Origin of the sequence: Enterobacter sp. E1 (genome assembly GCF_016809815.1) — a bacterium.
GTDB lineage: Bacteria > Pseudomonadota > Gammaproteobacteria > Enterobacterales > Enterobacteriaceae > Enterobacter > Enterobacter adelaidei.
This window is the reverse complement of record NZ_JAFBJM010000003.1, coordinates 530,891-552,336: the sequence shown is the minus strand read 5'-3', so window position 1 is coordinate 552,336 and position 21,446 is coordinate 530,891. Positions and strand designations below refer to the sequence as shown.

Annotated in this window: 26 protein-coding genes, 1 other RNA gene and 1 other annotated feature; of the genes, 14 read left to right on the top strand and 13 right to left on the bottom strand. The window is 52.5% G+C overall.

Annotated elements, in window-relative coordinates:
• The first annotated feature begins 32 nt into the window (after nt 1-32).
• From raiA to pheA, 3 genes are all read left to right on the top strand, one after another.
• Nucleotides 33-374: a ribosome-associated translation inhibitor RaiA gene (gene raiA, locus JGF26_RS11735; RefSeq protein WP_008502470.1), complete on the top strand. Its 342-nt coding sequence runs from the start codon at nt 33-35 to the stop codon at nt 372-374.
• A gap of 103 nt (nt 375-477) precedes the next feature.
• Nucleotides 478-603: a sequence feature (Phe leader region), on the top strand.
• Nucleotides 479-526 (top strand): pheA operon leader peptide PheL, encoded by a 48-nt coding sequence (gene pheL / locus JGF26_RS11730; protein WP_100249759.1) that lies wholly within the window; start codon nt 479-481, stop codon nt 524-526. Its footprint overlaps the feature before it by 48 nt.
• 30 nt (nt 604-633) lie before the next feature.
• Nucleotides 634-1,794: a bifunctional chorismate mutase/prephenate dehydratase gene (gene pheA / locus JGF26_RS11725; RefSeq protein ID WP_134707827.1), complete on the top strand. Its 1,161-nt coding sequence runs from the start codon at nt 634-636 to the stop codon at nt 1,792-1,794.
• Here pheA and JGF26_RS11720 read toward each other — a convergent pair.
• Genes JGF26_RS11720 through aroF form a run of 3 tightly spaced genes read right to left on the bottom strand, consistent with a single transcriptional unit; the run spans nt 1,791 to nt 4,926 of the window.
• A complete protein-coding gene (locus tag JGF26_RS11720) occupies nt 1,791-2,663 on the bottom strand; it encodes an SMP-30/gluconolactonase/LRE family protein (protein ID WP_128348890.1) in 873 nt (290 codons plus the stop codon). The genes pheA and JGF26_RS11720 overlap by 4 nt on opposite strands.
• Nucleotides 2,664-2,723: 60 nt before the next feature.
• Complete coding sequence (gene tyrA, locus JGF26_RS11715) at nt 2,724-3,845, bottom strand: bifunctional chorismate mutase/prephenate dehydrogenase (RefSeq protein WP_134707828.1); 1,122 nt, start codon at nt 3,843-3,845, stop codon at nt 2,724-2,726.
• 10 nt (nt 3,846-3,855) lie between these two features.
• The gene (gene aroF / locus JGF26_RS11710; RefSeq protein ID WP_028016727.1) at nt 3,856-4,926 is read right to left on the bottom strand and encodes a 3-deoxy-7-phosphoheptulonate synthase AroF; all 1,071 of its coding nucleotides are present in this window, start codon (nt 4,924-4,926) and stop codon (nt 3,856-3,858) included.
• 214 nt (nt 4,927-5,140) lie between these two features.
• Between aroF and JGF26_RS11705 the strand changes: the two genes are divergently transcribed.
• From JGF26_RS11705 to JGF26_RS11690, 4 genes are all read left to right on the top strand, one after another.
• Nucleotides 5,141-5,515, top strand: coding sequence for a DUF2799 domain-containing protein (locus tag JGF26_RS11705; protein WP_028016728.1), 375 nt, complete (start codon nt 5,141-5,143; stop codon nt 5,513-5,515).
• A gap of 138 nt (nt 5,516-5,653) precedes the next feature.
• The gene (locus JGF26_RS11700) at nt 5,654-6,208 is read left to right on the top strand and encodes a YfiR family protein (protein ID WP_203250367.1); all 555 of its coding nucleotides are present in this window, start codon (nt 5,654-5,656) and stop codon (nt 6,206-6,208) included.
• Nucleotides 6,201-7,421, top strand: a complete 1,221-nt coding sequence (dgcN, locus tag JGF26_RS11695) for a diguanylate cyclase DgcN (RefSeq protein WP_134707830.1) — start codon at nt 6,201-6,203, stop codon at nt 7,419-7,421. The genes JGF26_RS11700 and dgcN overlap by 8 nt, the downstream gene beginning before the upstream one ends.
• 12 nt (nt 7,422-7,433) lie before the next feature.
• Complete coding sequence (locus JGF26_RS11690) at nt 7,434-7,919, top strand: OmpA family protein (RefSeq protein ID WP_049007932.1); 486 nt, start codon at nt 7,434-7,436, stop codon at nt 7,917-7,919.
• Between the two features lie 2 nt (nt 7,920-7,921).
• Here the strand turns inward: JGF26_RS11690 and JGF26_RS11685 are convergent, their stop codons facing one another.
• The 7 genes from JGF26_RS11685 to ffh form a co-directional block, all read right to left on the bottom strand.
• Nucleotides 7,922-9,292 carry a PepSY-associated TM helix domain-containing protein gene (locus JGF26_RS11685; RefSeq protein WP_134707831.1) on the bottom strand — a complete coding sequence of 457 codons (1,371 nt, stop codon included), beginning with the start codon at nt 9,290-9,292 and terminating at the stop codon, nt 7,922-7,924.
• A gap of 38 nt (nt 9,293-9,330) precedes the next feature.
• Nucleotides 9,331-9,735, bottom strand: a complete 405-nt coding sequence (locus JGF26_RS11680) for a DUF2946 domain-containing protein (protein ID WP_028016733.1) — start codon at nt 9,733-9,735, stop codon at nt 9,331-9,333.
• 132 nt (nt 9,736-9,867) lie between these two features.
• A complete protein-coding gene (gene rplS / locus JGF26_RS11675) occupies nt 9,868-10,215 on the bottom strand; it encodes a 50S ribosomal protein L19 (protein ID WP_002914145.1) in 348 nt (115 codons plus the stop codon).
• 43 nt (nt 10,216-10,258) lie between these two features.
• Nucleotides 10,259-11,026, bottom strand: coding sequence for a tRNA (guanosine(37)-N1)-methyltransferase TrmD (trmD, locus tag JGF26_RS11670; protein WP_028016734.1), 768 nt, complete (start codon nt 11,024-11,026; stop codon nt 10,259-10,261).
• A 31-nt stretch (nt 11,027-11,057) separates the two neighbouring features.
• Nucleotides 11,058-11,597 carry a ribosome maturation factor RimM gene (gene rimM / locus JGF26_RS11665; RefSeq protein ID WP_049007936.1) on the bottom strand — a complete coding sequence of 180 codons (540 nt, stop codon included), beginning with the start codon at nt 11,595-11,597 and terminating at the stop codon, nt 11,058-11,060.
• A 15-nt stretch (nt 11,598-11,612) separates the two neighbouring features.
• Nucleotides 11,613-11,861, bottom strand: a complete 249-nt coding sequence (gene rpsP, locus JGF26_RS11660; RefSeq protein ID WP_003863133.1) for a 30S ribosomal protein S16 — start codon at nt 11,859-11,861, stop codon at nt 11,613-11,615.
• 116 nt (nt 11,862-11,977) lie between these two features.
• The gene (gene ffh / locus JGF26_RS11655) at nt 11,978-13,339 is read right to left on the bottom strand and encodes a signal recognition particle protein (RefSeq protein ID WP_008502496.1); all 1,362 of its coding nucleotides are present in this window, start codon (nt 13,337-13,339) and stop codon (nt 11,978-11,980) included.
• Between the two features lie 166 nt (nt 13,340-13,505).
• Here ffh and JGF26_RS11650 point away from each other — a divergent pair, with 166 nt between their 5' ends.
• Nucleotides 13,506-14,297: an inner membrane protein YpjD gene (locus JGF26_RS11650; protein ID WP_032666789.1), complete on the top strand. Its 792-nt coding sequence runs from the start codon at nt 13,506-13,508 to the stop codon at nt 14,295-14,297.
• An 18-nt stretch (nt 14,298-14,315) separates the two neighbouring features.
• A complete protein-coding gene (locus tag JGF26_RS11645) occupies nt 14,316-15,602 on the top strand; it encodes an HlyC/CorC family transporter (RefSeq protein ID WP_028016737.1) in 1,287 nt (428 codons plus the stop codon).
• A 53-nt stretch (nt 15,603-15,655) separates the two neighbouring features.
• On the opposite strand, the gene grpE is transcribed toward JGF26_RS11645, so the two are convergent.
• Nucleotides 15,656-16,249 carry a nucleotide exchange factor GrpE gene (grpE, locus tag JGF26_RS11640; protein WP_032666780.1) on the bottom strand — a complete coding sequence of 198 codons (594 nt, stop codon included), beginning with the start codon at nt 16,247-16,249 and terminating at the stop codon, nt 15,656-15,658.
• 122 nt (nt 16,250-16,371) lie between these two features.
• On the opposite strand from grpE, the gene nadK reads away from it, so the two are divergent.
• The 3 genes from nadK to bamE all read left to right on the top strand — a co-directional run bounded on the left by nadK (nt 16,372) and on the right by bamE (nt 19,474).
• A complete protein-coding gene (nadK, locus tag JGF26_RS11635; RefSeq protein ID WP_008502500.1) occupies nt 16,372-17,250 on the top strand; it encodes an NAD(+) kinase in 879 nt (292 codons plus the stop codon).
• Between the two features lie 85 nt (nt 17,251-17,335).
• The gene (gene recN / locus JGF26_RS11630) at nt 17,336-18,997 is read left to right on the top strand and encodes a DNA repair protein RecN (protein ID WP_134707832.1); all 1,662 of its coding nucleotides are present in this window, start codon (nt 17,336-17,338) and stop codon (nt 18,995-18,997) included.
• A gap of 138 nt (nt 18,998-19,135) precedes the next feature.
• A complete protein-coding gene (gene bamE, locus JGF26_RS11625) occupies nt 19,136-19,474 on the top strand; it encodes an outer membrane protein assembly factor BamE (RefSeq protein WP_014884883.1) in 339 nt (112 codons plus the stop codon).
• Nucleotides 19,475-19,583: 109 nt separating this feature from the next.
• Here the strand turns inward: bamE and JGF26_RS11620 are convergent, their stop codons facing one another.
• Nucleotides 19,584-19,871, bottom strand: coding sequence for an RnfH family protein (locus tag JGF26_RS11620; protein ID WP_108090949.1), 288 nt, complete (start codon nt 19,869-19,871; stop codon nt 19,584-19,586).
• Complete coding sequence (locus JGF26_RS11615; protein ID WP_195757727.1) at nt 19,861-20,298, bottom strand: type II toxin-antitoxin system RatA family toxin; 438 nt, start codon at nt 20,296-20,298, stop codon at nt 19,861-19,863. Before JGF26_RS11615 ends, JGF26_RS11620 begins: the two co-directional genes overlap by 11 nt.
• Before the next feature lie 156 nt (nt 20,299-20,454).
• Between JGF26_RS11615 and smpB the strand changes: the two genes are divergently transcribed.
• Both smpB and ssrA read left to right on the top strand, forming a co-directional pair.
• Nucleotides 20,455-20,937 (top strand): SsrA-binding protein SmpB, encoded by a 483-nt coding sequence (gene smpB, locus JGF26_RS11610; protein ID WP_008502505.1) that lies wholly within the window; start codon nt 20,455-20,457, stop codon nt 20,935-20,937.
• 89 nt (nt 20,938-21,026) lie between these two features.
• Nucleotides 21,027-21,390: a transfer-messenger RNA gene (gene ssrA, locus JGF26_RS11605) on the top strand.
• Nucleotides 21,391-21,446: the final 56 nt, after the last annotated feature.

The following is a 21,446-nucleotide window of genomic DNA, read 5'->3' as shown; positions in this document are numbered from 1 at the left end:
TCACCAAGACGGAAAGACAAGAGGTAAAATTTATGACAATGAACATTACCAGTAAACAAATGGAAATTACTCCGGCAATTCGCCAGCACGTCGCAGACCGTCTCGCCAAACTGGATAAATGGCAAACTCATTTGATTAACCCACATATCATCCTGTCCAAGGAGCCGCAGGGTTTCATCGCTGACGCAACTATCAATACTCCAAACGGCCATCTGGTCGCCAGCGCAAAACATGAAGATATGTACACCGCAATTAACGATTTGATCAACAAGCTGGAACGGCAGCTCAATAAAGTGCAACACAAAGGTGAAGCCCGTCGCGCCACAACATCGGTGAAAGACGCCAGCTTCGCGGAAGAAGTTGAAGAAGAGTAATCCTTTAAATTGAGTGTACCGCCAACGCGCCTTCGGGCGCGTTTTTTATTGACAGGGTGAAAACAGTACGGGTACTTTAACGGTATCAAACACAGGATGATTTCATGAAACTAACGCCGTTTTTCTTCGCATTCTTTTTTACCTTCCCCTGAATGGGAGGCGTTTCGTCGTGTGATAAAGAATGCGAAGACGAACAACAAGGCCTCCCACCCCGGGAGGCCTTTTTTATTGATAACGATAAAACGAGACAGGCAACACTATGACACCGGAAAACCCATTACTGGATCTACGCGTTAAAATCAGCGCGCTGGATGAGAAATTACTGGCGCTGCTGGCAGAACGCCGCTTACTCGCCGTCGAAGTGGGTAAAGCTAAACTGGATTCCCACCGCCCGGTACGTGATATCGACCGCGAGCGTGACCTGCTGGAGCGCCTGATTCAGCTCGGCAAAGCGCATCACCTGGATGCGCATTACATCACCCGCCTGTTCCAGCTCGTCATCGAAGATTCCGTTCTGACCCAGCAAGCGCTGTTGCAGCAGCATCTGAACAAAACCAATCCGCACTCTGCCCGTATCGCGTTTCTGGGTCCGAAAGGTTCGTATTCACACCTGGCGGCACGTCAGTATGCAGCCCGCCATTTCGAAGAGTTTATTGAAAGCGGATGCGCGAAGTTTGCCGATATTTTCAATCAGGTTGAAACCGGCCAGGCTGATTACGCCGTGGTCCCGATTGAAAATACCAGCTCCGGTGCCATCAATGATGTCTACGACCTGCTGCAACACACCAGTCTGTCGCTGGTTGGTGAGCTGACCATTCCAATTGACCATTGTGTCCTGGTCTCTGGCTCCACTGACCTGAGCAAAATCGAAACGGTGTACAGCCATCCGCAGCCGTTCCAGCAATGTAGCCAGTTCCTGAACCGCTATCCGAACTGGAAAATTGAGTACACCGAAAGCACCTCTGCGGCGATGGAAAAAGTGGCGCAGGCAAATTCCCCAACCGTTGCTGCACTGGGTAGCGAGGCCGGTGGCGCGCTGTATGGCCTTCAGGTACTGGAACGAAACCTGGCAAACCAGACGCAAAACATTACCCGCTTCGTGGTGCTAGCCCGCAAGGCAATCAATGTGTCCGATCAGGTACCCGCGAAAACCACGCTGCTGATGGCCACCGGCCAACAGGCTGGTGCGCTGGTTGAAGCTCTGCTGGTACTGCGTAACCACAACCTGATCATGACGAAACTGGAATCGCGCCCGATTCATGGAAATCCGTGGGAAGAGATGTTTTATCTTGATATCCAGGCCAACCTGGAATCTTCCTCAATGCAAAAAGCCCTGCGTGAACTGTGCGAAATTACCCGTTCAATGAAAGTGCTGGGCTGTTACCCGAGTGAAAACGTCGTTCCGGTCGACCCAACCTAACGTTCGATAAAGCGGCTTTTCTTCATCCCTGCCACGCTGACTGGCAGGGTGAAGATGGCCCCGGAAAGCGGATATTGCGCTATCTCCGCTTCGTCCATATTTTCCCGGGTGGTCGTTATAAATAACGTCTTCATATCGTCACCGCCAAAGCAGACCATCGTCGGGCAACGAACCGGTAGTCTGTATTCCTCGAGCTGTTCGCCCTCAGGTGAAAATCTGGCGATACGCCAGCCATCAAACAGCGCGGTCCAGTAACAGCCTTCCTCGTCCATCGCTGCACCGTCAGGTATCCCCTCACCTTCCTGAAACCGTCGGAAAACGTCTCGCTTGCCAGGCTCTCCCTGTTCATCCAGCGGCGTACGATAGATAACGCCGTTTGGCGTATCAGAGGTAAACATCCATTGTTTATCCGGACTAAACGCTAAACCGTTGTGCCCGTGAATATCGCACTGGATCACTTTCGGTGTCAGGTCGTTGTCGATGCGCATCAGCAGGGCACCGTTGTAATCTCCTGGCCCCCAAAACGTTCCCGCGTAGAACCGCCCCAGATAATCGGTGCCGCCGTCGTTAAAACGTGCGAGCTGCGGGTTAGAGGGGTTATCACACACCTTGCGGCGCAGCAGGCCGTGTTTATCGGTCAGCCAGATACCCGTTCGCATCGCAACGATAAAACCACCCTGCTCGCGCAGAGCAAAACAGCCCACCTCTTCATGGAATGAAAGCACGGTGTGTTCTGCCGTCAGCAGATGATATCGGTGGATCTCCCCTTCCAGAATATCAGCCCAGTAGAGCGCACTCTCTTCGGCACTCCACGTTGGGCACTCAGGCAGATGTCCGGTGTAATTCAACAGTAGCTGCGGTTCAGCCATGACAGTTCCCCAAAATGAAAAAAGCCAGCGTTGCTGGCTTTTAGTATATACATCATCGCATTACTGGCGACTGTCATTTGCCTGACGCAACAACGTACGGCTCTCACTCTGGAAACGCTGTGCGTAATCGCCAAACCAATGCTCCACTTTGCGGAAGCTGTCGATAAACGCCTGCTTGTCTCCGTGTTCCAGCAGCGTAATGGCTTCACCAAAACGCTGATAATAGCGCTTAATCAGTGCCAGGTTGTTCTCAGACGACATAATAATGTCGGCGTAAAGCTGGGGATCCTGCGCAAACAGACGCCCGACCATCGCCAGCTCCAGCCGATAGATGGGTGAAGAGAGTGCCAGCAGCTGTTCAAGCTGCACATTCTCTTCCGCCAGATGCAGCCCATAAGCAAAGGTCGCAAAGTGGCGGAGCGCCTGAATAAACGCCATGTTCTGATCGTGCTCAACCGCGCTGATACGGTGCAACCGTGCGCCCCATACCTGAATCTGCTCCAGGAACCATTGATAGGCTTCCGGCTGACGACCATCACAGTAAACAACTACCTGCTTCGCCAGACTACCGCTGTCCGGGCCAAACATGGGGTGCAGTCCCAGCACCGGACCTGTATGCGCCGCCAGCATCGCCTGAAGCGGACCATTTTTAACAGATGCCAGATCGACCAGGATGCAATCTTTCGGTAATGGAGGAAGCTTCCCGATAATCTGCTCCGTCACATGGATCGGTACGCTGACGATCACCATTCCGGCATCTTTCATGAGTTCCGGAGCTTTTGACCAATCCTCTTTTTCCAGAATGCGCACCTGGTAACCGGAAAGCGCCAGCATTTTTTCAAACAGACGTCCCATCTGGCCGGCACCACCCACAATGACCACCGGACGCAGGGACGGACAAAGGGTTTTGAAGCCCTTGTCATTTTCACTCGAATAAGATTCCCGCATCACACGACGCAAGACATCTTCAATCAAATCCGGAGAGACACCCAGCGCCTGAGCCTCTTTGCGACGAGAGGCCAACATTGAGGCTTCACGCTCCGGCACATAAATCGGCAGGCCGTATTTGCTTTTAACCTCACCGACTTCAGCAACCAACGCCATGCGGCGCGCCAGCAAGTCCAGCAGCGCCTTATCCACTTCATCTATTTGATCGCGTAATGCGGTCAATTCAGCAACCATACCTAACCTCTTAAGCCAGACGCGTCGCCAGCTGGCCGTTTAAATCTTTATGGATCTCACGCAGCAGTGCATCGGTGGTTTCCCAACTGATGCAGGCATCCGTCACGGATACACCATGCTTCATTGCGCTGCGCGGTTGTTCAGATGATTGATTGCCTTCATGAATATTGCTCTCAATCATCAGACCGATAATCGAACGGTTGCCATCTTTGATCTGCGCGACCACCGATTCCGCAACCGCAGGCTGACGACGGTAATCTTTGTTCGAATTACCATGACTGCAATCTACCATCAGTGCAGGACGCAGTCCCGCCTGCTCCATCTCTTTTTCGCACTGCGCCACATCCGCCGGGCTGTAATTTGGTGCTTTACCCCCGCGCAGGATCACATGACCATCCGGGTTGCCCTGCGTTTGCAGAAGACAAACCTGTCCTGCCTGGTTAATACCGACAAAACGGTGCGGCATTGCGGCGGCGCGCATCGCGTTGATCGCGGTAGCCAGGCTGCCATCAGTACCATTTTTAAAACCAACCGGCATCGACAGGCCTGACGCCATCTCGCGGTGAGTTTGTGATTCCGTGGTGCGCGCACCAATTGCGGACCAACTGAACAGATCGCCCAGGTATTGCGGGCTATTCGGATCCAGCGCTTCCGTCGCCAGCGGCAGCCCCATGCTGACCAGTTCCACCAGCAGGCGACGCGCAATCTTCAGCCCCGCTTCCACATCAAACGAGCCATCCATGTGCGGATCGTTAATCAACCCTTTCCAGCCAACGGTGGTACGTGGCTTTTCAAAATAGACGCGCATCACCAGATAGAGGCTATCGCTGACCTCCTCCGCTAATGCTTTAAATCGATGAGCGTACTCAATGGCGGTTTCAGGATCGTGAATGGAGCAAGGACCACATACCACCAGCAGGCGCGGATCGCGGCCAGCGATGATGTCAGAAATGGTCTGGCGAGAATGCTCAATCTGAGCCTCCTGCGCAACGCTCAGCGGGAACTCCGCTTTCAGTTGATCCGGCGTAATTAAAACCTGTTCGTCAGTGATATGTACGTTGTTCAGCGCGTCTTTTTGCATGATGGCGATCCTGTAAAACTCGTTTGCGATAGTTGTTTTCCTCTAAGAGGTGAGACCACCATACCATAAAAAGTAAACATTTCAATCCAAAATTCGTACACTTTAATTTACACAAGCCAATTTATTGCCATTATCATGGTGCAAAAACGTAAACTTTAAATTACACGGCAACTTTCTTTAGCCAGGCTATGCTGAAGAAAAAAGGAGAATGGCTATGCGTTCAATTGCTCTCGCGCTGTTGTCGCTGTTTTTATCGGGCTGCCAGATCAATCCTTACACCTTCCAGCCCGACTGGACCAGTCCATCCTGGTTTGATGCAGGTAAAGAAGACGCCATGAACGGCCTGCCGGTTAAAGATAACCAGACCCTGGCCGATAGTTTTAACGACCCACACGTTGATCGTAGTGAATATCTCCGTGGCTATGCCGATGGTCAGAAGAAAGTCTGTGAAGAAGGTTTTATTCACGCCTGGGGATTAGCAGGCAAATCTTTTCCAGCCAGTTGCGATACTGCCGAAAACGCAGCAAAACTGCATGAGTCATGGCAAAAAGGGATGGATGAAAGTATGCGTTCCAGCAGACTAAATTAAGTCTGTTTTTATCCATCGGAAAATAAACAACAGTAGGATTTAGCTTAGGTCGGCCTCGGGTTATTTCTGACATAATGACGGCTTTGATAAACAATGGTATTCTGCCCGCAACTCTCAAGGACATCTATTTCCGGAGCGATGTGGCGGATTCTGGTGAGAAATTCATTCTTGATCTCTTTTTTCCGACTCACTCTGGCACTAATGCTGTTCCTTATGGTGGGCCCAGCGACGGCAGGCGCGCTTACGGAAACGGATAAATCGGTACGCTCTATTGTCTCAGGTATTGTGAGCTATACGCGATGGCCGTCACTATCCGGGCAGCCTAAACTCTGCGTTTATGCCTCTTCTCACTACACACATGCACTCAGCGACGAAGAAGGGCAGAACAGCGGGTTACCTTATACTCCTGTGATTGTACGTAACGATCAGGAAGCCCTGGCCGAAACGTGCTATGCTATTTATTTCGGGTCTGAATCGCCTGCAAAACAACTTGAATTAATAAGTCAATATCAGGGCAGAGCATTGCTATTAATCTCAGAGCAAAATCCGGAATGTGCTATTGGCAGTGCCTTTTGCCTGATAATCGATCGCGGTCAGGTACGGTTTTCTGTCAATCTTGATGCGTTGACTCGCAGTGGCGTGAGAGTCAGTCCGGATGTATTAATGCTTGCACGGAATAAGCAGCATGGATAAAGATTTCACGTCAACACCACGCCCGACGTTTAAAAGAACATTGAGGCGAATCAGCATGATAAGCGTCATCATAACGATGACATTAATATGGTTATTGCTCTGCTTTGCATCCGTCGTGACATTAAAGCAATACGCACAAAAAAATCTCGAATTAACCGGCGCAACAATGAGCCACAGCCTTGAAGCTTCCCTGGTTTTCAATGATTCACTGGCGGCCAATGAAACACTTGCTACCCTCGGTAAACAGGGTCAGTTTGCCGTGGCAGAAGTCGTGAACGTGCATAAAAAGCGGTTTGCTTACTGGTCATGGAATCCGGAAGATAATACCGACACGCTGGGCGCGCTGGTCAGCCGCTGGCTTTTCCCCGAACCCGTTTCGCAGCCCATCATGCACAATGGTTCGATGATCGGCGAAATTCGCCTTACCGCGCGTGACAGCCTCATCAGCCATTTTATCTGGATGTCATTTGCCGTTCTCACCGGCTGCATTCTTTTTGCTACCGTCGTCGCGCTCACCATTACGCGATCGTTACATCATGGCATGGTAACGGCCTTGCAAAACATTACCGACGTTGTTCATGACGTACGCACTAACCGCAACTTCTCCCGCCGGGTGAAAGACGGCCGTATCGAAGAATTTCACCAGTTTGGTGAAGACTTCAACAGTCTTCTGGATGAGATGGAGGAGTGGCAGTTGAAGCTACAGGCGAAAAACGCCCAGTTGCTACGTACCGCCATGCACGATCCATTGACCGGTCTTGCCAATCGGGCGGCTTTTCGTAACAGCATCGCGGCATTAATGAACGACATCTCCGCGAAAACAAACTCTGCTCTGCTGTTCCTTGACGGCGATAATTTTAAGTTTATTAATGACACCTGGGGGCATGCGGCAGGCGATTGCGTTCTAATTGAAGTCGCCAGCAGGATGGTTGAATTTGGCGATAAACGTTATCAATCATACCGCCTCGGCGGTGACGAATTCGCCATGGTGCTATACGGCGTGCATTCTGAACTCGAGGTCCAACACATTTCTGCTGCACTATCGCAGCAGTTTATCCGTCCGTTTGATCTGCATAATGGGCACACTGCATCAATGTCACTCAGCATTGGTTATGCTCTGGCGTGGGAAAATACCTCAGTAGAGGCATTACTGGAGCATGCCGACCGCAATATGTATCTGGTGAAAAACCAGCGTTCGAAAACAATATCCTAAAAGGAATACGATATGTTAAAGCGATACTTCGCGCCGTTGTTACTGGCATCACTTGTCCTGGCTGGCTGTCAGACTCCGCCAAAAGGGAAATTCACTCCAGAGCAAATCGCGGCAATGAAGTCATACGGCTTTAACGAATTAAATGGCGACTGGTCTCTGGGGCTGTCGGACAAAATCCTGTTTGATAAAAATGACGCCACACTGCGCCCGGAAAGTGAAACCCAGATCCAGACGATGGCCTCACGACTGGCAGCGACCGGCTTAAACCATGCCCGCATGGATGGTCACACAGATAACTATGGCGAGGATGGCTATAACGAGGCGCTTTCATTAAAACGCGCGAACGTCGTGGCAGACGCGTGGGCAAAAGGGGCAAATATCCCGCGCAGTAATCTCACCACGCAGGGATTAGGTAAAAAATATCCGGTTGCGAGCAACAGTACCCCGCAAGGGCGTGCTGAAAACCGCCGGGTGGCAGTCGTTATCAGCACACCATAAGGTTATTTAGCGGATGATTCGGCGAGCGACACGCCAGTTGCCGCTCGCCAGCGCAGCCAGTCAACCAGAACAAACAGAGCCAGACTCACGCCCATTACTGGCAACGCCAGCCCCAGCAGTATACTGATTATCGCCGTGACGACCTTTCCCCATCCCGAAAGCGCAAGCCAACTCTGACAAAGCGTCTGGACCGGATTTGCCGTCGATTGCGCTGGACGACGCATCCACCACATCCGGTATCCCCAGAGAATTAGCACACACAACGCCAGGCCAAACGCCACAAGAAGCAGCTGATTAACCAGCCCGAATAAGATCCCCATATGGAAATCCACCCCCCAGCGGGTGAGCTTCGCCATCAACGGGAAATCCTCGAAGCGGGTTCTGTCCAGAATCTGCATCGTATTGGGATCAACCGCCACGGCGTCGACCTGAGTCGGCCAGCTGCGATCGATTTCCGTCACAGTCCAGGCTTGACTCTCTGCTTTCGCCGGGCGGATCTCCAGCTTATTGGCCTCAATCCCTGCGTTACGTGCAGCGCTTAACACACCGTCAAACAGAGTCAAATCCATCGCCATTTCAGGCATCATCATTCCGCCGTGATGACCATGATGTTCAGCATGCTCATCCACGATCTCCTGCTGACCGGAAAGTGTCGTGTTCACCTGCGGAGTTAGCCAGTTCATCTCAGCACGCAGCTTATCAACGTTTCCCCCTGCCCACTGAGACCAGGTCAGGCCAGTCACTGAGAACAGCAGCATTCCCCCCAGCAACGTCCAGCCTAACGTCACATGCACGCGACGCCGATTCTGGAAACGATTGTTAATTCGGCGTTTTGGTCGGGTATAAAACCACAGGGCAATTCCTCCCAGCGCGGCAACCCACATCCACGAGGCCGCCAGCTCGCTATAGAGCCGCCCGACATCACCCAGCATCAGCGAGGTATGCAGATAATCAATGGTCTGGCGGAGCGGTAAAATTCCGCTGGTGCCATACACCGTCATATCGCCACGCACCGCAAGGCTGACTGGATCGATAAAAATAGCGCGGGTCTCCGATGGGCCAAGCGCAGGGTCAGCAAACATCACACGGGTGGTTTCACCCGCCACCAGGCCAGGACGAACGGCGTGTAGACGCAGATCGGTGCCAACGGTTTTTTCAGCCACGGCAATTTGTTCCGCCAGCGGCTGCGGCTCGCCCACGGAATTCGTGTGGAGCGCATGCCGGTAGAGCGCATTCTCCAGCTGCGGCGTTGCCACATACAGCGTACCTGTCAGAGCAGCGAAGAAGATAAACGGACCGACAAACAGCCCGATATTGAAATGAAGGCGACGCAGCAGGTTTCCCCATGCCGCGTGCGAGGTGCAGGTAGTCATACTTTTCCTTTTTAAGGTAAAAAGTTATCGATATTTTTTTAAAGGGAAAAAGCAGACTGATGCGGCGGCGCGCGGGTATCAGGATAAAGCCAGGGGAAAAAGTGCCAGTGACTGACCGCCTGTCGCGGTGGTTTAACACGAAGCCTCTGCAGCACCACACTGAGCAGGACGATCAGAGCCAGCATCACGCCCGGAACATGGGCTAATAGTACGCAGTAGCCGCACGCTTCCGCATGGTCGACTGGCATGGTGTGCTGCATATCACCGTGATGTTCATCCATCGACATCATGCTCATGTCATGATGCATGCCCGGCATGGCACTCATGGGATCTTTTTGCAGCGAGACAGAGATAAGCGGCGCCACCACGATCAGCAGGATCGCAAACAACGCGGTCAATGCCGCTGCGCGTTTCCAGTTGTTCTGATGCAGTACGTTATCCACTTACCCTCCACGGAAGAGGCAAGCATTGTAAATGATTTATGACAAAAGAGTTAACGCGAGAGATGCGATGAGATAAAAAAAGGGCCAGCCTTTCGGCCAGCCCTTTCTAACAGGATGTCGCTTAAGCGAATCTTAGTTCAGACGCTCTTTAATACGAGCAGACTTACCAGTACGCTCACGCAGGTAGTACAGTTTAGCTTTACGTACAGCACCACGACGTTTAACAGCAATGCTGTCAACTACCGGAGAGTGAGTCTGGAAGACACGCTCAACGCCTTCGCCGTTGGAAATTTTACGAACAGTGAATGCAGAGTGCAGACCGCGGTTACGAATAGCGATAACCACGCCCTCGAATGCCTGCAGACGTTTTTTGGAACCTTCAACAACCCATACTTTCACTTCCACGGTGTCACCTGGACGGAAGGAAGGTACGTCCTGCTTCATCTGCTCTTGTTCAAGTTGCTTAATAATGTTGCTCATAATTTAATCTCTTATCCTGGGTAAACTGATATTCGGGAGCGTATTACGCATTCCCATCATGTTCATGCTGCTGTTGCGCGTGTTCAGTTTTGAACTCGGCCAGCAACTTTGCTTGCTCTTCAGTCAGAGCCAGGTTTTCCAGAAGTTCAGGTCTTCTAAGCCAGGTTCGGCCCAGCGACTGCTTCAAACGCCAGCGACGTATCCCGGCATGGTTTCCAGACAGTAACACTGCCGGTACTTCCATCCCTTCTAACACTTCAGGACGAGTATAGTGTGGGCAGTCCAGCAATCCATCAGCAAAGGAATCTTCCGTTGCCGAAGCTTCGTGACCCAGAACCCCCGGAATGAACCGGGCGACGGAGTCAATCAGCGTCATTGCGGGTAACTCACCACCGCTGAGAACGTAATCGCCGATAGACCATTCTTCGTCAATCTCGGTTTGAATTACGCGCTCATCTATCCCTTCGTAGCGCCCACAGACCAGAATCAGCTTTTGATTCGTCGCCAGTTCGCTCACGCCCGCTTGATCAAGCTTGCGTCCCTGAGGTGACAGATAAATCACCTTTGCGCCTTCACCTGCCGCGGCTTTTGCTGTGTGAATGGCGTCCCGTAAGGGTTGCACCATCATTAACATCCCCGGTCCGCCACCGTAAGGACGATCGTCCACGGTACGGTGCCGGTCATGAGTAAAGTCACGAGGACTCCAGCTCTGGATGCTCAGCAGGCCATTCTTTACTGCCCGGCCAGTTACCCCGTAATCGGTAATCGCGCGGAACATTTCAGGAAACAGGCTAATTATGCCAATCCACATAGCGCCGTCTTTTACCGTTTATCCGGAGAATTTAAAAACCAGGATCCCAATCTACTTCAATGGTTTGAGTAGTGAGATCGACTTTCTTGATAACCTGTCCATCGAGGAACGGAACCAACCGCTCCTTGATGCCAAATGCATCTTTCAGGTTTGCCTTGATGACGAGAACGTCATTTGACCCGGTTTCCATCATATCGATGACTTTCCCCAGGCTGTAGCCTTCGGTGGTAACGACCTGGCAACCCATAAGGTCTTTCCAGTAGTAGTCACCCTCTTCCAGCGCCGGCAACTGCGACGAATCCACGACAATTTCACAATTAGTCAGCGCATTCGCGGCATCACGATCATCAACGCCTTTCAGCTTGATGATGATGTCCTGATTGTGGTGACGCCAGCTTTCCAGCTCGACCTCTTCCCACTTACCGCCTTTCTGGATAAACCAGGGCTGGTAATTAAAAATGCTATCAGCGTCTTCAGTGGAGGAAAACACTCTGAGCCAACCACGGATACCGTAGCAAGAACCCATTTTTCCCAATACGATCGGTTCAACAGGTGCTTTATTGCTCATCATGACCACCGTGACAGATTAAGCTGCTTTGTTTGCTGCTTTGATCAGCGTAGCAACGCGATCGGAAACAGTAGCGCCCTGGCCAACCCAGTGAGCGATACGATCCAGATCCAGACGAGTTTCTTCTTCTGCGCCAGCGGCCAGTGGGTTGAAGAAACCAACGCGCTCGATGAAGCGACCGTTGCGTGCATTACGGCTGTCAGTCACAACAACCTGGTAGAACGGACGCTTTTTAGCGCCGTGACGTGCTAAACGAATAGTTACCATAACATCCTCTTGTGTGAATAAAACAACCGGGCCCCATCGAGGAACGGAGCCCGGGTGTCATATTAAAAGCCCGAAAATTTTACTCATTTTCGGGCAAAAAGCAATCTCAAAAGCGATTAACGCCCTGGAAAACCGGGAGGCATCATCCCTTTCATCCCGCGCATCATCTTCGCCATGCCGCCTTTCTTCATTTTCTTCATCATGCGCTGCATGTCGTCGAACTGTTTCAGAAGGCGGTTAACGTCCTGCACCTGCATGCCACAACCGGCTGCGATACGGCGTTTACGGGAACCTTTGATGATATCCGGGTTAGCACGTTCTTTAAGGGTCATCGAGTTGATGATCGCCTCCATACGCACCAGCACCTTGTCATCCATCTGCGCTTTCACATTGTCAGGGATCTGGCCCATGCCCGGCAGTTTGCCCATCAGGCTGGCCATGCCGCCCATGTTTTTCATCTGACGCAGTTGCTCAAGGAAGTCGGTCAGATCGAAACCGTCGCCTTTTTTCAGCTTGCTCGCCAGCTTTTCAGCCTGCGCGCGGTCAACCTTGCTCTCGATATCTTCGATCAGCGACAGCACGTCACCCATGCCGAGAATACGGGAGGCAATACGATCCGGATGGAACGGCTCCAGCGCTTCAGTTTTTTCGCCCACGCCGAGGAATTTAATCGGCTTACCGGTGATATGACGAATCGAGAGGGCTGCACCGCCACGGGCGTCACCGTCCACTTTGGTCAGCACTACACCGGTTAACGGCAGCGCTTCATTAAACGCTTTCGCGGTATTTGCCGCATCCTGACCGGTCATGGCGTCGACAACAAACAGGGTTTCTACCGGATTGATAGAGGCATGCACCTGCTTGATTTCGTCCATCATCGCTTCGTCAACGTGCAGACGACCGGCGGTATCCACCAGCAGCACGTCGTAGAATTTCAGCTTCGCTTCTTTCAGCGCGGCATTAACGATGTCGACAGGTTTCTGAGCCACGTCTGACGGGAAGAAATCCACGCCAACCTGCTCTGCCAGCGTTTCCAGCTGTTTGATCGCCGCCGGGCGATAAACGTCCGCAGACACCACCAGCACTTTCTTCTTGTGCTTCTCGCGCAGGAATTTACCCAGCTTACCGACGCTGGTCGTTTTACCCGCACCCTGCAGACCCGCCATCAGCACCACGGCCGGTGGCTGAGCCGCCAGGTTAAGCACCTGGTTCTCTTCACCCATCGCCGAAACCAGTTCGTTACGAACGATTTTGACGAACTCCTGACCCGGGGTCAGGCTCTTGTTAACTTCATGACCAACCGCTTTCTCTTTAACGCGGTTGATAAAATCACGCACAACCGGCAACGCCACGTCTGCTTCCAGCAGCGCCATGCGCACTTCGCGCAGCGTTTCCTTGATGTTGTCTTCGGTAAGGCGTCCTCGGCCGCTGATGTTGCGCAGCGTGCGCGACAAACGATCGGTTAAATTATCAAACATTGTCTCTCGCCTGAGTAGAAACGTTGGGCCGCCATGAGCGACACATACACAGAATTTTGCCGGAGTATAACATGAAGGCGCCTTTGTTGTTATGCAACGGTTGGAGCAGGCGTCACGTAACGTTATACTGCTTCTCTTTCTTATTAAGACAACTGTCGATGCCTATATGCCTGTTTTCGCACTGATCGCCCTTGTTGCCTACTCTGTCAGTCTCGCGCTGATCATTCCCGGACTGCTGCAAAAAAACAGCGGCTGGCGGCGCATGGCTATTCTTTCCGCGGTGATCGCACTGATAAGCCACGCCTTTGCGCTGGAATCACGCATCATTCCCGGCGACGGAAGCGTGCAAAACCTGAGCGTCCTCAACGTCGGCTCGCTGGTCAGCCTGATGATTTGCACGGTGATGACCATTGTGGCCTCTAAGAATCGCGGCTGGTTACTGCTACCGATTGTCTATACCTTTGCGCTGATCAATCTGGCTTTAGCCACCTTTATGCCCAATGAGTTCATTACGCATCTGGAGGCGACACCGGGTATGCTGGTGCATATTGGCCTGTCGCTTTTTGCCTACGCGACGCTGATTATCGCCGCGCTCTACGCCATGCAGCTCGCCTGGATTGACTACCAGCTCAAAAACAAAAAGCTGGCGTTTAACCACGAGATGCCGCCGCTGATGGTCATTGAACGTAAAATGTTCCACATCACCCAGGTGGGCGTGGTTCTGCTGACGCTCACGCTCTGCACGGGCCTGTTCTACATGAAAAACCTGTTCAGCGTGGAGAATATCGATAAAGCGGTACTCTCTATCGTTGCGTGGTTTGTCTATATTGTCCTGCTCTGGGGCCATTATCATGAAGGCTGGCGCGGTCGTCGCGTGGTCTGGTTCAACGTCGCGGGTGCGGGCATTCTCACCCTTGCCTATTTTGGCAGCCGCTTCATACAGCAATTTGCTGGCTAAGAAACAAAGGAGTTCCCCCTGGAACACATCTCTACCACCACGCTGATCGTTACGCTGATCGTCATGGTGGTCATCTCCGCCTATTTCTCTGGCTCGGAAACCGGCATGATGACCTTAAACCGCTACCGGTTACGTCATCGTGCTAAGCAAGGTAACCGGGCTGCCCGTCGCGTCGAAAAACTGCTCCGCAAGCCGGATCGCCTGATAAGCCTGGTGCTCATCGGCAATAACCTCGTCAACATTCTTGCCTCTGCGCTGGGTACCATCGTCGGGATGCGCCTGTACGGCAATGCCGGGGTGGCGATTGCCACCGGCGTGCTGACGTTCGTGGTGCTGGTGTTTGCCGAAGTGCTACCGAAAACCATCGCTGCGCTTTACCCTGAGAAAGTCGCCTACCCGAGCAGCTTCCTGCTGGCACCGCTGCTGATCCTGATGATGCCGCTGGTCTGGCTGCTGAACATGGTGACGCGCCTGCTGATGCGGATGGTGGGTATCAAAGCAGACGTCACCATCAGCAGCGCGCTCAGCAAAGACGAACTGCGCACCATCGTGAATGAATCCCGTTCACAGATCTCCCGACGTAATCAGGACATGCTCCTGTCGGTGCTGGATCTGGAGAAGGTGAGCGTGAACGACATCATGGTGCCGCGTAACGAAATCGTGGGTATCGACATCAACGATGACTGGAAAGCCATCGTCCGCCAGCTGACGCACTCCCCGCACGGGCGCATTGTGCTGTATCGCGACTCTCTCGATGACGCCATCAGCATGCTGCGCGTGCGCGAAGCTTACCGCCTGATGACCGAGAAAAAAGAGTTCACAAAAGAGGTGATGCTGCGTGCCGCCGACGAAATTTACTACGTACCGGAAGGAACACCGCTCAGTACGCAACTGGTGAAATTCCAGCGTAACAAGAAGAAAGTCGGCCTGGTGGTTGATGAGTACGGCGATATTCAGGGGCTGGTGACGGTCGAAGATATTCTGGAAGAGATTGTCGGGGACTTTACCACCTCAATGTCTCCTTCTCTTGCGGAAGAAGTGACCCCACAAAACGACGGCTCGGTGCTGATTGACGGTAGCGCCAACATTCGCGAACTCAACAAAGCCTTTAACTGGCATTTACCGGAAGATGAAGCGCGAACCATGAATGGCATGATTCTGGAAGCACTGGAAGAGATCCCGGCTGCGGGCACGCGGGTGCGAATTGAACAGTACGATATTGATATCCTGGACGTGCAGGACAACATGATTAAGCAGGTGAAAGTCCTTCCCGTTAAACCCCTGCGCGAAAGTATCGCGGAATAATGTTGTAGTGCCGGGCAAGGCGAAACCACCGCCCGGCACTAGAGGGCGGCAAATTACGCTTTCGCTTTCGCCACGGTCACCATCGCTGCGCGAATGGTACGGCCGTTCAGGGTGTAACCTTTCTGCATCACGCCCAGCACTTTACCGGCTTCCACCTCTTCGGACTCCACCATCGCAATCGCCTGGTGAACGTTTGGATCCAGCGGAACGTTGGTATCGGCAATCACTTCCACGCCAAACTTACGCACCACGTCGAGCATGGATTTCAGCGTCAGTTCGATACCTTCGATCATCGCCGCGTTGTCCGGATTCGCTTTATCCGCTACTTCCAGCGCGCGATCGAGGCTATCAATCACCGGCAGCAGTTCGTTGACGAATTTCTCCAGCGCAAATTTATGCGCTTTTTCAACGTCCAGTTCGGTACGACGACGCAGGTTTTCCATTTCAGCCTTGATGCGCAGAACACCATCGCGTTCGCGATTCTGTGCTTCTACCAGCTGGGCTTCCAGATTCGCAATTTTTTCATCGCGCGGGTCCACCTGCTCAGCAGATGCGTCTGGCTCTACAGCCTCAACTTCATCGTGCTGTTCCGTGATAATTTCTTCAGGGGCTTGCCCCTCAGGCGTTTTCTGTTCTTTACTACTCATGAATTTCTCCGCGTTTTTCTGCATTCATCTCGCTAACTTCGCTTATTATGGGGATCAGTTTCCGGGATTCAAGGGAACAAGACAGATTGTCATCATTCATCAGGCACAAGGACCTCCAGAAAATGAATAATCATTTCAGGTGTATTGGGATCGTCGGGCATCCGCGTCACCCTACCGCATTGACGACACATGAAATGTTGTATCGCTGGCTGTGTAGCAAAGGCTATGAAGTGATGGTTGAGCAGCAGATTGCACAGGAGCTGCAGCTGAAGAGCGTCAAGACCGGCACGCTGGCGGAAATAGGCCAACAGGCGGATCTCGCCGTGGTGGTCGGCGGTGACGGCAACATGCTCGGCGCGGCCCGCACGCTGGCGCGTTATGACATCAAGGTCATCGGCATCAACCGTGGCAATCTCGGTTTTTTAACTGACCTCGACCCGGATAATGCCCAGCAACAGCTGGCTGACGTTCTGGAAGGCCACTATATCAGCGAAAAACGCTTTTTACTGGAAGCGCAGGTATGCCAGCAGGACTGCCAGAAGCGGATCAGCACCGCAATAAACGAAGTGGTTCTGCATCCCGGTAAAGTGGCGCACATGATTGAGTTCGAAGTCTATATCGACGAAATCTTTGCCTTCTCCCAACGTTCTGACGGCTTGATTATCTCCACCCCGACCGGCTCAACCGCCTACTCGCTTTCTGCCGGTGGCCCGATCCTGACCCCTTCCCTGGACGCCATTACGCTGGTGCCAATGTTTCCGCACACGCTTTCCGCCCGTCCGCTGGTCATCAACGGTGACAGCACCATTCGTCTGCGCTTCTCCCACCGTCGAAATGACCTGGAGATCAGCTGTGACAGCCAGATAGCGCTGCCGATTCAGGAAGGGGAAGACGTGCTGATTCGTCGGTGTGATTACCACCTGAATCTCATTCACCCGAAAGACTACAGCTATTTCAACACATTAAGCTCGAAGCTTGGCTGGTCAAAAAAATTGTTCTGATTTTGCATCCAGCGCTTTACTGTATATAAAACCAGTTTATACTGTATGAAAACACAGTTATGGTTTTTCATACAGGAAAACAATTATGCTGGCACAACTGACCATCAGCAACTTTGCCATTGTTCGTGAGCTTGAGATCGACTTCCACAGCGGCATGACGGCGATCACCGGGGAAACCGGTGCAGGTAAATCCATTGCCATTGATGCCCTCGGCTTGTGCCTTGGCGGCCGTGCCGAGGGAGACATGGTGCGCATGGGCGCAAACCGTGCCGATCTCTGTGCCCGCTTCTCCCTGAAAGACACCCCTGCCGCCCAGCGCTGGCTGGAACAGAACCAGCTTGAAGATGGACGTGAGTGTTTACTTCGCCGCGTGATCAGCAGCGACGGTCGTTCACGTGGCTTTATCAACGGTACGGCGGTTCCACTCTCCCAGCTCCGCGAGCTCGGCCAGTTGCTTATCCAGATCCACGGCCAGCACGCACATCAGCAACTCGTCAAACCAGAACAGCAGAAAGCCCTGCTTGATGGCTATGCGGGTGAGTACGCGCTTACTCAGCTTATGGCAGAACATTATCGCCAGTGGCATCAAAGCTGCCGTGAGCTTGCCCAGCACCAGCAGCAAAGCCAGGAGCGCGCAGCACGCGCCGAGCTTTTGGAATACCAGTTAAAAGAGTTGAACGAATTCAACCCGCAGGCGGGTGAGTTTGAGCAAATCGACGAAGAGTACAAGCGTCTGGCCAACAGCGGTCACCTGCTTTCAACCAGTCAGAACGCCCTCAACATGCTTGCGGATGGCGAAGACGTGAACCTGCAAAGCCAGCTGTATAACGTTCGTCAACTGCTCACCGAACTGGCAGGCATGGACAGCAAACTTTCTGGCGTACTGGATATGCTGGAAGAGGCCGCGATTCAGATTTCAGAAGCCGGTGATGAATTGCGCCACTACTGTGAACGTCTGGATCTCGACCCGAACCGTCTGTTTGAGCTGGAACAACGCATCTCCCGTCAGATCTCACTGGCCCGTAAGCATCACGTTACGCCGGAAGAACTGCCAAATTACTATCAGTCTCTGCTGGAAGAACAGCAGCAGCTTGACGATCAGGCTGACTCGCAGGAAACCCTCTCTCTGGCGGTGAGCCTGCATCATGAACAGGCGCTGGCAACGGCGAAAAAACTGCATGAGATTCGAGTGCATTATGCCCAGGAGTTAAGTCAGCACATCACCGACAGTATGCACACGCTGGCGATGCCGCACGGCGTGTTTACGATCGATGTCCGCTTTGAAGAGAATGCGCTGACGGCTGAAGGTGCGGATCGTATCGAGTTCCGCGTCACCACTAACCCCGGTCAGCCGCTGCAGGCCATCTCCAAAGTGGCGTCCGGCGGTGAGCTGTCGCGTATCGCACTGGCGATTCAGGTGATTACCGCGCGTAAAATGGAAACCCCGGCGCTGATTTTCGATGAAGTGGATGTTGGGATCAGCGGTCCAACGGCGGCGGTAGTCGGTAAGCTGCTGCGTCAGTTAGGTGAATCAACACAAGTCATGTGTGTTACCCACCTTCCGCAGGTGGCTGGCTGTGGTCACCATCACTTTATCGTCAGTAAAGAAACCGACGGTGAAATGACGGAAACGCACATGAAACCGCTCGATAAACGTGCGCGTCTGCAGGAGCTGGCTCGTCTGCTTGGCGGCAGTGAAGTCACGCGTAATACGCTCGCAAACGCGAAAGAACTGCTGGCGGCATAAACTTTTTCGGGATCTCAGGGTCATAGAGAACAACAAAAACGCCGCCAGACCGGTTTCAAAGTGGGGCAAGGTCTATTATCATCGGCATATTACATATGAGCCGCGTTCTGCTCGGGCCCGAAAAGGAATCAAATCACTATGCGTTGTAAAATGCTGACCGCTGCCGCAGCGGTTCTTCTGATGTTGACCGCAGGCTGTTCCACTCTGGAGAAAGTGGTTTACCGTCCTGACATCAACCAGGGGAACTACCTTACCCCTAACGATGTGTCCAAAATCCGTGTGGGGATGACACAACAGCAGGTCGCTTATGCACTGGGAACCCCGATGATGTCCGATCCGTTCGGCACAAACACCTGGTTCTATGTATTCCGTCAGCAACCGGGCCACGAAGATGTGACCCAGCAAACCCTGACGCTGACCTTCAGCAGCGCTGGTGTGTTGACCAACATCGACAACAAGCCTGCCCTGACCAAATAATCAGGCGTCAGAAATGCAAAAAGGTGCTCAATGAGCACCTTTTTTGTTTCTGAATTCTTGCACAGAAACGTAGCCCCGGTAAGCGTCAGCGCCACCGGGGAAGAAAGCGCTACTTAGCCGCTTTCTCCGCACGCTGACGACGCAGCTCTTTCGGGTCGGCTATCAACGGACGATAAATCTCCACCCGGTCACCTTCTTTCAGCACATCACCCAGCTTAACCGGGCGGCTGTAAATCCCGACTTTATTCTTCGCCAGGTCAATATCACTGCGAAGCTCAAGGATGCCGGAAGCGCGGATAGCCATCTCAACAGTCGCGCCCTCTTCCAGCGTTACACGTTGCAGATACTGCTTCTCCGGCAGCGCGTACACCACTTCCACAGCAATCTTATGCGACACTGTAAACCTCTTTGGCGCGGGTGGTGAACGCCTGAACCATATTTGAAGCCAGCTCTTTAAAGATACGACCAAACGCCAGCTCAATCAGTTTATTCGTAAACTCAAAGTCCAGATGGAACTCGATACGACAGGCGTCAGCGCTCAAGGGCGTAAACTTCCAGCCCCCCATCAGCGTTTTAAACGGACCATCCACCAGATGCATCAAAATACTCTGATTACTCGTCAGCGTATTACGCGTGGTGAACGTCTTACTGATCCCCGCTTTGGAGACATCCACCGCTGCGGTCATCTGCGTTGGACCAGACTCCAGAACACGGCTCCCGGTACATCCAGGAATAAACGCTGGATAAGACTGAACATCGTTCACTAACTGATACATTTGTTCCGCGCTGTAAGGCACAAGCGCAGTACGGCTAATCTGAGGCATAGCATTTCCCATGGTCACACAACGGACAAATAATAACATTTATCACCTGTTAAAAAAACGCTAAGCCTCATCTCGTGCTAAGATAGCGCGTTAGACCTCACAGGACGCAATGAGGTGACTTTTTGAAATCAGATTACCGACGGCTTTACGACACTTATGACGAAGAAAAAAGCACATAAACCAGGCTCGGCGACCATTGCGCTCAACAAGCGTGCTCGCCATGAGTATTTCATTGAAGAAGAATTCGAAGCTGGCCTTGCGTTGCAGGGCTGGGAAGTAAAATCGCTGCGCGCCGGGAAAGCCAACATCGGCGATAGCTACGTGATCCTGAAAGATGGTGAAGCCTTCCTGTTCGGGGCGAACTTTACGCCGCTGACCGTTGCCTCTTCACACTACGTTTGTGACCCAACACGCACACGTAAACTGCTGCTGAACAAGCGCGAGCTGGAATCCCTCTACGGTCGCATCAACCGTGAAGGCTTCACCGTCGTTGCTCTGTCGCTGTACTGGAAAAATGCCTGGTGCAAAGTGAAAGTTGGCGTTGCGAAGGGTAAAAAACAACACGATAAACGGACTGACCTGAAAGAGCGGGAGTGGCAGCTCGACAAAGCGCGCATCATGAAAAATGCAGGGCGTTGATTCTGCACACTTATTGTACTATTCAATAAGTTAGCGTTCTGGGCTGGTATCCAGGAAGTGAAATCTGGTATACTGAGTTCAACACTATTGGGGCTGATTCTGGATTCGACGGGATTTGCGAAACCCAAGGTGCATGCCGAGGGGCGGTTTGCCTCGTTAAAAGCCGCAAAAAAATAGTCGCAAACGACGAAAACTACGCTTTAGCAGCTTAATAACCTGCTCTGAGCCCTCTCTCCCTAGCTTCCGCTCTTAAGACGGGGATCAAAGAGAGGTCAAACCCAAAAGAGATCGCGTGGAAGCCCTGCCTGGGGTTGAAGCGTTAAAACTAATCAGGCTAGTTCGTTAGTGGCGTGTCTGTCCGCAGCTGGCGTGCGAATGTAAAGACAAACTAAGCATGTAGTACCGAGGATGTAGAAATTTCGGACGCGGGTTCAACTCCCGCCAGCTCCACCAAATATAACGGCCTGATTCTCTTAGAGTTTCAGGCCGTTTTTCTTTGGGCGTGTGGC

What these genes read in the sequence shown, in the direction of transcription:
- JGF26_RS11615 (WP_195757727.1), bottom strand. Translation starts at nt 20,298, where the DNA reads ATGCCTCAGATTAGCCGTACTGCGCTTGTGCCTTACAGCGCGGAACAA.
- JGF26_RS11690 (WP_049007932.1), top strand. Translation starts at nt 7,434, where the DNA reads ATGTTAAAGCGATACTTCGCGCCGTTGTTACTGGCATCACTTGTCCTG.
- pheA (WP_134707827.1), top strand. Translation starts at nt 634, where the DNA reads ATGACACCGGAAAACCCATTACTGGATCTACGCGTTAAAATCAGCGCG.
- tyrA (WP_134707828.1), bottom strand. Translation starts at nt 3,845, where the DNA reads ATGGTTGCTGAATTGACCGCATTACGCGATCAAATAGATGAAGTGGAT.
- raiA (WP_008502470.1), top strand. Translation starts at nt 33, where the DNA reads ATGACAATGAACATTACCAGTAAACAAATGGAAATTACTCCGGCAATT.
- JGF26_RS11700 (WP_203250367.1), top strand. Translation starts at nt 5,654, where the DNA reads ATGTGGCGGATTCTGGTGAGAAATTCATTCTTGATCTCTTTTTTCCGA.
- ffh (WP_008502496.1), bottom strand. Translation starts at nt 13,339, where the DNA reads ATGTTTGATAATTTAACCGATCGTTTGTCGCGCACGCTGCGCAACATC.
- recN (WP_134707832.1), top strand. Translation starts at nt 17,336, where the DNA reads ATGCTGGCACAACTGACCATCAGCAACTTTGCCATTGTTCGTGAGCTT.
- rimM (WP_049007936.1), bottom strand. Translation starts at nt 11,597, where the DNA reads ATGATGAGCAATAAAGCACCTGTTGAACCGATCGTATTGGGAAAAATG.
- aroF (WP_028016727.1), bottom strand. Translation starts at nt 4,926, where the DNA reads ATGCAAAAAGACGCGCTGAACAACGTACATATCACTGACGAACAGGTT.
- grpE (WP_032666780.1), bottom strand. Translation starts at nt 16,249, where the DNA reads ATGAGTAGTAAAGAACAGAAAACGCCTGAGGGGCAAGCCCCTGAAGAA.
- JGF26_RS11685 (WP_134707831.1), bottom strand. Translation starts at nt 9,292, where the DNA reads ATGACTACCTGCACCTCGCACGCGGCATGGGGAAACCTGCTGCGTCGC.
- bamE (WP_014884883.1), top strand. Translation starts at nt 19,136, where the DNA reads ATGCGTTGTAAAATGCTGACCGCTGCCGCAGCGGTTCTTCTGATGTTG.
- rpsP (WP_003863133.1), bottom strand. Translation starts at nt 11,861, where the DNA reads ATGGTAACTATTCGTTTAGCACGTCACGGCGCTAAAAAGCGTCCGTTC.
- JGF26_RS11720 (WP_128348890.1), bottom strand. Translation starts at nt 2,663, where the DNA reads ATGGCTGAACCGCAGCTACTGTTGAATTACACCGGACATCTGCCTGAG.
- nadK (WP_008502500.1), top strand. Translation starts at nt 16,372, where the DNA reads ATGAATAATCATTTCAGGTGTATTGGGATCGTCGGGCATCCGCGTCAC.
- trmD (WP_028016734.1), bottom strand. Translation starts at nt 11,026, where the DNA reads ATGTGGATTGGCATAATTAGCCTGTTTCCTGAAATGTTCCGCGCGATT.
- JGF26_RS11705 (WP_028016728.1), top strand. Translation starts at nt 5,141, where the DNA reads ATGCGTTCAATTGCTCTCGCGCTGTTGTCGCTGTTTTTATCGGGCTGC.
- rplS (WP_002914145.1), bottom strand. Translation starts at nt 10,215, where the DNA reads ATGAGCAACATTATTAAGCAACTTGAACAAGAGCAGATGAAGCAGGAC.
- JGF26_RS11650 (WP_032666789.1), top strand. Translation starts at nt 13,506, where the DNA reads ATGCCTGTTTTCGCACTGATCGCCCTTGTTGCCTACTCTGTCAGTCTC.
- smpB (WP_008502505.1), top strand. Translation starts at nt 20,455, where the DNA reads ATGACGAAGAAAAAAGCACATAAACCAGGCTCGGCGACCATTGCGCTC.
- dgcN (WP_134707830.1), top strand. Translation starts at nt 6,201, where the DNA reads ATGGATAAAGATTTCACGTCAACACCACGCCCGACGTTTAAAAGAACA.